This is a genomic window from Pseudonocardia sp. SID8383 (genome assembly GCF_009864975.1).
Lineage (GTDB): Bacteria > Actinomycetota > Actinomycetes > Mycobacteriales > Pseudonocardiaceae > Pseudonocardia > Pseudonocardia alni.
Map to the genome: position 1 here is coordinate 1 of NZ_WWFY01000231.1, position 8,930 is coordinate 8,930.

At 72.7% G+C, this 8,930-nt stretch carries 8 protein-coding genes; 7 read left to right on the top strand and 1 reads right to left on the bottom strand.

The window, feature by feature from the left end; genetic code table 11:
• The first annotated feature begins 412 nt into the window (after positions 1-412).
• The 7 genes from GTW08_RS05550 to GTW08_RS05580 all read left to right on the top strand — a co-directional run bounded on the left by GTW08_RS05550 (position 413) and on the right by GTW08_RS05580 (position 7,804).
• Positions 413-2,302: a propionyl-CoA synthetase gene (locus GTW08_RS05550; RefSeq protein ID WP_073577896.1), complete on the top strand. Its 1,890-nt coding sequence runs from the start codon at positions 413-415 to the stop codon at positions 2,300-2,302.
• Positions 2,303-2,450: 148 nt separating this feature from the next.
• On the top strand, positions 2,451-2,708 hold the full coding sequence (locus GTW08_RS05555; RefSeq protein WP_073577897.1) for a hypothetical protein: 258 nt from the start codon (positions 2,451-2,453) through the stop codon (positions 2,706-2,708).
• A 95-nt stretch (positions 2,709-2,803) separates the two neighbouring features.
• A complete protein-coding gene (locus tag GTW08_RS05560) occupies positions 2,804-2,995 on the top strand; it encodes a ferredoxin (protein ID WP_062399810.1) in 192 nt (63 codons plus the stop codon).
• Between the two features lie 110 nt (positions 2,996-3,105).
• Positions 3,106-4,731 (top strand): acyl--CoA ligase family protein, encoded by a 1,626-nt coding sequence (locus tag GTW08_RS05565; protein ID WP_073577898.1) that lies wholly within the window; start codon positions 3,106-3,108, stop codon positions 4,729-4,731.
• A gap of 25 nt (positions 4,732-4,756) precedes the next feature.
• Entirely contained in the window at positions 4,757-5,974 is a 1,218-nt protein-coding gene (locus tag GTW08_RS05570) for an MFS transporter (protein ID WP_304580207.1), read from the top strand.
• 43 nt (positions 5,975-6,017) lie between these two features.
• Complete coding sequence (locus tag GTW08_RS05575; protein ID WP_073577899.1) at positions 6,018-6,989, top strand: ATP-binding cassette domain-containing protein; 972 nt, start codon at positions 6,018-6,020, stop codon at positions 6,987-6,989.
• A gap of 14 nt (positions 6,990-7,003) precedes the next feature.
• Positions 7,004-7,804 (top strand): ABC transporter permease, encoded by an 801-nt coding sequence (locus GTW08_RS05580; protein WP_073577944.1) that lies wholly within the window; start codon positions 7,004-7,006, stop codon positions 7,802-7,804.
• A 320-nt stretch (positions 7,805-8,124) separates the two neighbouring features.
• On the opposite strand, the gene GTW08_RS05585 is transcribed toward GTW08_RS05580, so the two are convergent.
• The coding region (locus GTW08_RS05585) for a DUF4190 domain-containing protein (protein ID WP_161151512.1) at positions 8,125-8,930 on the bottom strand (806 nt) is incomplete at its 5' end.

Below are 8,930 nucleotides of genomic sequence, written 5' to 3' on the forward strand. Positions count from 1 at the left end.
GCACGTCGTCGCCGCGGCCGCCGCCGGGACGACCGACGGGACCGGGGCACAGCCCGCGGCCACGAGCCCGGCGAGCAGCGTCCCGAGCACCGCCGCACCGGCGACACCCCGCCTGCCACGCCACCGGACCGCACCGTCGTCGGGCCGCACCGGCACCGCCTCTCGTCCGTGGGCCCGCCCGCGGATCGGACGGGTCCCCCACGCGCTGTGTCGGGCCGTCACCCGATCACGTTACGGATCCGCCCGGTCACACTGCGACGATCGGCACATCGTCGTCGACGAACGGCCCGTCCCTCCGGAGCGGTCCGCCCACGGGAGGGCTGCGCACTGTCGGTGTCACCTCCTAGGGTCGTCGGCGACACGAGGGGCGGCCACCGTGGGCCGCCGGGATCGCCAGGGGAAGAGGACGACGGTGACCACCTACGAGGAGATCTTCCGTTCCAGTGTGGACGACCGTGAGGGCTTCTGGCTCCGCGCGGCCGACGGGATCGACTGGGACGTCGCCCCGACCCGCGCGCTCGACGAGTCGAGCCCGCCGTTCTACCGCTGGTTCCCCGACGGCGAGCTGAACGTCGCGTACAACGCGCTCGACCGGCACGTCGACGCCGGGAACGGCGACCGCACGGCCCTGGTGTACGACTCGCCGGTCACCGGCTCGCGGCGCTCCTACACCTATGCGGAGCTGCGCGACGAGGTCGCGCTGTTCGCGGGCGTGCTGCGCGACCAGGGCGTCGGCCACGGCGACCGGGTCGTCGTCTACATGCCGATGGTCCCCGAGGCCGCGATCGCGATGCTCGCCTGCGCCCGCCTCGGCGCCGTCCACTCGGTGGTCTTCGGCGGGTTCGCCGCCAAGGAGCTCGCCGTCCGGATCGACGACGCCGGGCCCACGGTCGTCGTCTCGGCGTCCTGCGGCATCGAGGGCACGCGCGTCATCGAGTACAAGCCGCTGCTCGACCGGGCGATCGAGCTGTCGGACCGCAAGCCCACGTCCACGGTGATCCTGCAGCGCGAGCAGGCCACCGCGCAGCTGGGCCCGACCGACGTCGACTGGGCCGAGGCCGTCGCCCACGCCACGCCCGCCGACCCGGTCCCGGTGAAGGCCACCGACCCGCTCTACGTGCTCTACACCTCCGGCACCACCGGCAAGCCGAAGGGTGTGGTGCGCGACTCGGGCGGTTACGCCGTCGCCCTGGCCTGGTCGATGCCCAACATCTACGACGTCGGCCCCGGCGAGACGATCTTCACCGCGTCCGACGTCGGCTGGGTCGTCGGCCACTCCTACATCGTCTACGCGCCGCTGCTGGCCGGAGCGACGACCGTGCTCTACGAGGGCAAGCCCGTCGGCACGCCGGACGCCGGGCAGTTCTGGCGGGTCGTCCAGGAGAACGGGGTGAAGTCGGTCTTCACCGCGCCCACGGCGTTCCGGGCGATCAAGAAGGAGGACCCGGAGGGCACGTTCCTCGGGCAGTACGACGTGTCCTCCCTGAAGTACCTCTTCCTCGCCGGCGAGCGCCTCGACCCCGAGACCCACCGCTGGGCCTCGGATCTGCTCGGCATCCCCGTCATCGACCACTGGTGGCAGACCGAGACCGGCTGGCCGATCGCGGCCAACCCGGCGGGCATCGAGCTGCTGGAGGTCAAGCCCGGCTCACCGACCCGTGCCATGCCCGGCTGGGACGTCCAGGTCCTCGACGAGCGGGGCCACCCGGCCGAGCCCGGTGTCGACGGCGCGATCGTGGCGAAGCTGCCGCTGCCGCCCGGTGCGTTCCCGACGCTGTGGAACGACGACGAGCGCTACGTCAGCTCCTACATGTCGGCGTTCGAGGGCTACTACCTCACCGGCGACGGCGGGCACCTCGACGCCGACGGCTACGTCTTCGTCATGGGCCGCACCGACGACGTCATCAACGTCGCGGGCCACCGTCTGTCCACCGGCGGGATGGAGGAGGTCCTGGCCTCGCACCCGGACGTCGCGGAGTGCGCGGTGATCGGCGTCGCGGACACCATGAAGGGGCAGGTCCCGCGCGGGTTCGTGGTGCTGAAGGCCGGTGTCGACAGCAACGCCGAGGGCTACGAGGACGGGCTGCGCGCCGAGCTCGTGCAGATGGTGCGCGACCAGATCGGCGCGGTCGCCTCCCTCAAGGACGTCGCAATCGTCCCGGCCCTGCCCAAGACCCGTTCCGGCAAGATCCTCCGTAAGACGATGCGCGGGATCGCCGACGGCGCCGAGGAGCCGGTGCCCTCCACCATCGACGACGCGTCGGTGCTGGACACGCTGCGTCCGGTTCTGCGCAGGGAATGAGCACCCTCCATCGGGTGGTCCGGATGCGCCCCGCTTGACCCGGATCACCCGATGGCGGTAACGGCGGACGGCCGCGACCCGATGGTGGGTCGACGGCCGCTGCCGCTCCCCGGCATCCCCCGCGCGGTCGTCGACGTGGAGGTGTGCCGTGGACCCGGCGCGACTGCGACTCGCGGCACTGGCCGCCCCGGTGGCGCTCGGCGCCCTGCTCGGCGTGGCCGCGATGCTCGAACCCGACGAGGCACGCCTGCCCTCGGTCGGCAGCATCCCGGTGACCACCCGGGCGACGACCGCGCTCCTCACCGGGGTGCCGCACACCACCCCGCCGCCGGCGCCCGCGCAGGCCCGCGCGAACCTCGCGCCGCAGCCGTTGCCGACCGCCGCCCAGACCCGCGACAGCCGCTGACCTGCGGCCTTCCCGAACGGGAAAGGAAAGCATAACCGCAGGTCAGGGAGCCCTCAGTCCTGCGGCATCGTCCCGGCCGGGGCACCATGGGTGCCATGAAGGTCATCGTGGATTTCGACCGCTGCGAGAGCAACGCGGTCTGCATGGGTGTCGCGCCGGAGGTCTTCGAGGTGCGCGACGACGACTACCTCTACATCCTCGACGAGAACCCGGCCGAGTCGCTGCGGCCGAAGGTCGAGGAGGCGGCACGGAGCTGCCCCAAGGCCGCCATCACGATCGAGGGCTGAGCCCCGGCGGCCGGGGAGGCGCCGGGAGCTCGGCCGGCGCGGGTTGCCGGGTACTCCTCGCGGCGAGCAGGATCGCGGCGACGAGTGCACCGCCTGCGAAGGAGCCGACCGTGACACAGGGCGCGACGACCGACGTCTGGACCACCCCGCTCACCCCGCTGGCCTTCCTGGGCCGCTCGGCCGAGGTGTTCGCGGAGTCCACGGCGATCGTCTACGGCGACCGCAGGCACACCTACGCCGAGTTCGCGGCGGAGGCGACCCGGGTGGCGAACGCCCTCGCCGCGTCGGGCGTCGAGCCCGGTGACCGGGTCGCCTACCTGCTGCCGAACGTCCCGGAGATGCTCGTCGCGCACTTCGCGGTGCCGCTCGCGGGCGCGGTCCTGGTCGCGATCAACACCCGGCTGTCGACCGAGGAGGTCCGCTACATCCTGGACCACTCGGCGGCCACGGTGCTGGTCGTCGACGCCGTCCTGTACGAGACGGTCCGCCCGGTCGCCGACGAGCTGGCCACGGTCCGCGAGATCGTCACCGTCGTCGACCCGGCGGCGCCCGGCGACGGCGTCGGCTCCGGGACGAGCTACGCCGACCTGCTCGCCCGCGGCTCCGATGCCCCGCTGCCCTGGACCGTCGACGACGAGCGCGGCACCATCACGATCAACTACACCTCGGGGACGACCGGCAACCCGAAGGGCGTCGAGTACCACCACCGGGGTGCCTACCTGAACTCCTTCGGCGAGATCGTCCACTCCGGGCACACCGCGGACAGCGTCTACCTGTGGACGCTGCCGATGTTCCACTGCAACGGCTGGTGCACCCCGTGGGCCGTGACCGCGATCGGCGGCACCCACGTCTGCCTGCGCGAGGTCCGCGGCGACCGGATCTGGCAGCTGATAGGCGAGCACGGCGTCACCCATCTCAACGGCGCCCCGACCGTCGTCACGACGATCATGAACGCGCCCGAGGCCGTCACCCTGGACTACCGGCTGACGATCACGACGGCCGGCGCGCCGCCGTCGCCGACGACCATCCTGCAGATGGAGCGGATGGGGTTCCGCATCGTGCACGTGTACGGCCTCACCGAGACCTACGGGCCGTATGCGGTGAACCAGTACCAGCACGCCTGGGACGACCTCGACGGCGAGGAACGCGCCCGGCTCCAGGCCCGCCAGGGGGTCGGCATGGTGTGCGCGGACCGGGTCCGGGTGGTCGACGAGCAGATGGCCGACGTCCCCCGCGACGGCGCCACGATGGGCGAGATCGTGATGCGCGGCAACAACGTCATGAAGGGCTACCACCGCGACGAGGAGAAGACCGCCGAGGCGTTCCGCGGCGGCTGGTTCCACTCCGGCGACCTGGGCGTCGTACACCCCGACGGCTACGTCGAGCTGCGCGACCGCGCGAAGGACGTGGTCATCTCCGGCGGCGAGAACATCTCCACCGTCGAGGTCGAGCAGGCGATCGTCTCGCACGACGCGGTGCTGGAGGCCGCCGTCGTCGGGGTGCCGGACGAGAAGTGGGGCGAGGTCTGCAAGGCCTTCGCCGTGCTCAAGCCGGGCCGCTCCGCCGAGCCGCAGGAGCTGATCGACCACGTGAAGACGAGGATCGCCCGGTACAAGGCGCCCAAGTACGTCGAGCTGGTCGACGAGCTGCCCAAGACCTCCACCGGCAAGGTCCAGAAGTTCGAGCTGCGCGAGAAGGAGTGGGCCGGCCGCGGGGACTCACGCATCCAGGGTTGACGCATATCGGTTAGCGTTGCTGAACGTGAGCATCGCAACCGAATCGGGCACGACGGACACCACCGCGCCGTCCGCCTTCCGCGTCGCGACCGGCGCGGTGGTCGTGACGACGGCGTCGGTGCTCCCGGTGTTCCTCACCGGTGCCCTGTCGGTGCAGCTCTCGCGCGACCTGGCCTTCGACCCGTCCGGGCTGGGGCTGGTCGTCGCGCTGTACTTCGGGGTCAGCGCGCTGTGCTCGCTGCCGGTCGGCATGGTCGTCGAGCGGGTCGGATCACGGGTGACCAGCCGGATCGCCGTGGTCGGGGCGTCGGTGCTGATGGCGGCCCTGGCGCTGGGCGCGCGGTCCTACGTCGCGCTCGTCGTCCTGCTGCTCTGCGGCGCCTGGTGCAACGTGATGGGCCAGCTGTCGTCGAACCTGACGCTCGCGCGCTCGGTGCCCGCGCACCGGATGGGGCTGTCGTTCGGGGTGAAGCAGGCCGCGATCCCGGCGGCGACGCTGCTCGCCGGGCTGGCCGTCCCCGCGGTGGCGCTGACCGTGGGCTGGCGCTGGGCGTACGGGATCGGCGCGCTGCTGGCGCTGGGCGCACTGTTCGCGTGCCCGCGCACCGACGCCCGCCCGGCGGGTCGCACGGGGTCCGGCGACCGGGCGACGGCCGCGCTCGCGGTGATCGGCGCGGCCTCCGGGCTCGCGGCCGGGACCGCGACCGCGCTCGGCATCTTCCTGGTCGCCTCGGCGGTGGACCGCGGGATCGACCCCGGTCTGGCCGGGCTGATGCTGACCCTCGGCAGCGTGGTGGGGCTGTCGGTGCGGATGCTGCACGGATGGCTCGCGGACATGCGCTCGGGCGGCCACGTCGCCGTCGTCGCGGCGAGTCTCGCCGCGGGCGCCGGCGGGTTCGGGCTGCTCGCCGTGCCCGGGACGCCCGCGCTGGTCGTCGGGGTGGTGCTGGCGTTCGGGCTGGGCTGGGCGTGGCCGGGTCTGCTGCAGTTCGCCGTGGTGCGGCTCAACCCGTCCGCCCCGGCAGCGGCGACGTCGATCGTGCAGGTCGGTGTCTACGCCGGTGGTTTCGCCGGACCGATCGTCTTCGGTTCGCTCGCCACCCACGCGGGCTTCCCGACCGCGTGGACGGTCAACGCCGTCGTGATGCTGGTGTCGGCGGCGTTGATGCTGGTCGGGCGCCGGATGCTGCTCGCCCACGCGCGCCGCCGGGCCGAATCAGGACGCAGGCTGTCAGGGTCGTAGGGCACAGTGGCCCCCGCTCGCACCTTCCGAGGGGGACAACACGATGCCGGACGCGATCCGCGCCACGGGACTGGTCAAGACCTACGGGTCGCTGCGGGCACTCGACGGGGTCGACCTGTCGGTGCCGGAAGGGACGGTGCTCGGCCTGCTGGGACCGAACGGTGCCGGGAAGACCACGGTCGTCCGGGTGCTGACCACACTGCTGACACCGGACGCGGGAGAGGCCACCGTGGCCGGCGTGGACGTGCTGGCCGACCCCGCCGCTGTGCGCAGCCGGATCGGCCTGTCCGGGCAGTACGCGGCGGTCGACGAGTACCTGACCGGGTTCGAGAACCTGGAGATGGTCGGGCGGCTCTACCACCTGGGGCGCCGCCGGGCCCGGGACCGGGCCCGTGAGCTGCTGGCCGACTTCGGCCTGACCGACGCCGCGGACCGTCCGGCCCGGACCTACTCCGGCGGGATGCGCCGGCGGCTCGACCTGGCCGGGGCGCTCGTCGCCGACCCGCCGGTGCTGCTGCTCGACGAGCCGACCACCGGGCTGGACCCGCGCAGCCGCAACGATCTGTGGGACGTGATCCGCGGGCTCGTGGCGCGCGGGACGACGCTGCTGCTCACCACCCAGTACCTGGAGGAGGCCGACGCGCTGGCCGACGAGATCGTGGTCATCGATCACGGCCGGGTCATCGCCCGCGGCACCGCGGACGAGCTCAAGTCGCAGGTCGGCGGGGAGCGCCTGGAGGTCACGACCAGCCTGGCCGACGACCTGGAGCCCACCGCCGCGCTGCTCGCACCGCTCGGCGTGGGTGAGGCCGTGCTGGACCGGCACCGCCGCTCCCTGACGATGCCGGTCAGCGGCGGGGTCGAGGTGCTGCGCGCCGCGCTGGACCGGCTCGCCGAGGCCGGCACCAAGGTCGACGACGCGGGGCTGCGCCGCCCGACGCTCGACGACGTCTTCCTCACCCTGACCGGGCGCCCCGCCGACGAGGCGGACCAGGCCGAGGAGCCGACCCCGTGAACGCCGCCGCCACCATGCTCGCCGACGCCTCCGTCGTCGCGAAGCGCAATCTGATCAAGATCAAGCGGGTCCCGGACCTGCTGGTCTTCACCACCCTGTCCCCGATCATGTTCGTGCTGCTGTTCGCCTACGTCTTCGGCGGCGCGATCGACCCGACCGGCGGCGGGGCCGGGTACCGCGAGTTCCTGATGGCCGGGATCTTCGCCCAGACCGTCATCTTCGGGGCCACGAACACCGGCGCCGGGCTCGCCGAGGACGTCAAGAAGGGCATCATCGAGCGATTCCGCTCGCTGCCGATGTCGTCGTCGGCGGTGCTGACCGGCCGGACCCTGTCCGACGTGGTGAACAACCTGATCGTGCTGGTCGTGATGTCGCTGACCGGGCTGCTGGTCGGCTGGCGCATCCACACCTCGGTCGGCGAGGCGCTCGCCGGGTTCGCGGTGCTGATCGTGTTCGCCTACGCGTTCTCCTGGGTGATGGCGTTCGTCGGGCTGCTGGTGCCGAGCCCGGAGGTCGTGAACAACGCGTCGTTCATCGTGATCTTCCCGGTGACGTTCCTGGCGAACACCTTCGTGCCGCTGAACTCGCTGCCCGGCCCGCTTCGGGTGTTCGCCGAGTGGAATCCGGTCTCGGCGGTCACGGCAGCCGCACGGACCCTGTTCGGCAACGACGGCGCGATCCCGGCCTCGGCGTCCGCCTCGGACGCCTGGCCGTTGCAGCACCCGGTGCTCTACGTGCTGATCTGGTCGGTCGTGATCGTCGCGGTGTTCGCGCCGCTGGCGAGCCGGCAGTACCGGCGGGCCGCGAGCCGCTGACCCCGCTGCCACCGACCCCACTACGGCCCCCCTGCGGCGGATCGGTTCCGCCGCGGAGGGGGCCGTCGTGATCGTCGCCGGGCTGGTGCTGTAGTTGTCGGACCCGTCGAAGCGGCGGCCGGCGTCGATCCAGCTGGGGCCGCCGCTGCTGGGCGTGCCGGCTCTCGCGGCGGGGCCGGCGGCCTGACCCCGGACGTGGGGAGGCCCTCCCCGGTGTCCCCGGGGAGGGCCTCGTCGTTCGTCGGGACGCTCGTCGTGCGTGACCACTCCAGCGACTGCGGGGGCGCGTCGCTGTCGGGCGTCCCGGCGTCCGTCCGGGGTCAGCCGACCTGGTTGAGCCAGGCTCCGCGGCCGTTGGAGAAGTCCATCGGGTCGTAGAGCAGGACGTACTGCCCGGTCGCGCCGCTCGGCCGGTCGAAGCAGACGCTGCCGGTCGTGGTGCCGCCGGGCGCCAGCCGGCCGGCGGAGAGCAGCGAGTCGGAACCGAGCAACGTGGTCATCAGCGCCGCGCCGTTCGGGTCCTGGAGCTTCCAGTCGAAGCCCCCGTTGAAGGACTCCGTACCGGATCCGGTGTTGGTGTAGGTGACGTCCGAGCACAGGGTCTGCCCGATGGTCGAGTCGCCCGGTTTCAGCGGGGTGGCCGCGATCTGCAGGTTCCCGACGGTCAGCGTCTCACCTGCATCGGTGACCACGTCGTCGGCGGTCGCACCCGGGAAGGCACCCGACGCGTCGCCGGAGGCTGCCGACCCGGCCGCGGCCGGAGTCGCCGTCGAGGGGGTCGTCGGCAGACCCGACACCGCGGCGGCGAACACCGACGCGTAGAGGACGCAGACCACGAGCCCGATCGCCGAGAGTACGGTGCCCGCGATCGCGACCCCGCGGTTGTCCGCCCGGCCCCTGCTCGCCCGGACGACACCGAGCACACCGAACAGCAGGCCCAGCAGTACCAGCGGCCAGGCGATCATCCCGATGATCGGGATGAAGGAGAACAGCAGGCCCAGGATCCCGAGCACCAGCGCGGTGACGCCGAACCCGTTGCGCGGGGCGACAGCGGGGACGGCCGGGGCCGCGGTGCGCTGCTGCGGGACACCGCCGCGCCGGGCCGCACTCGGCCACGGCTGGGCGC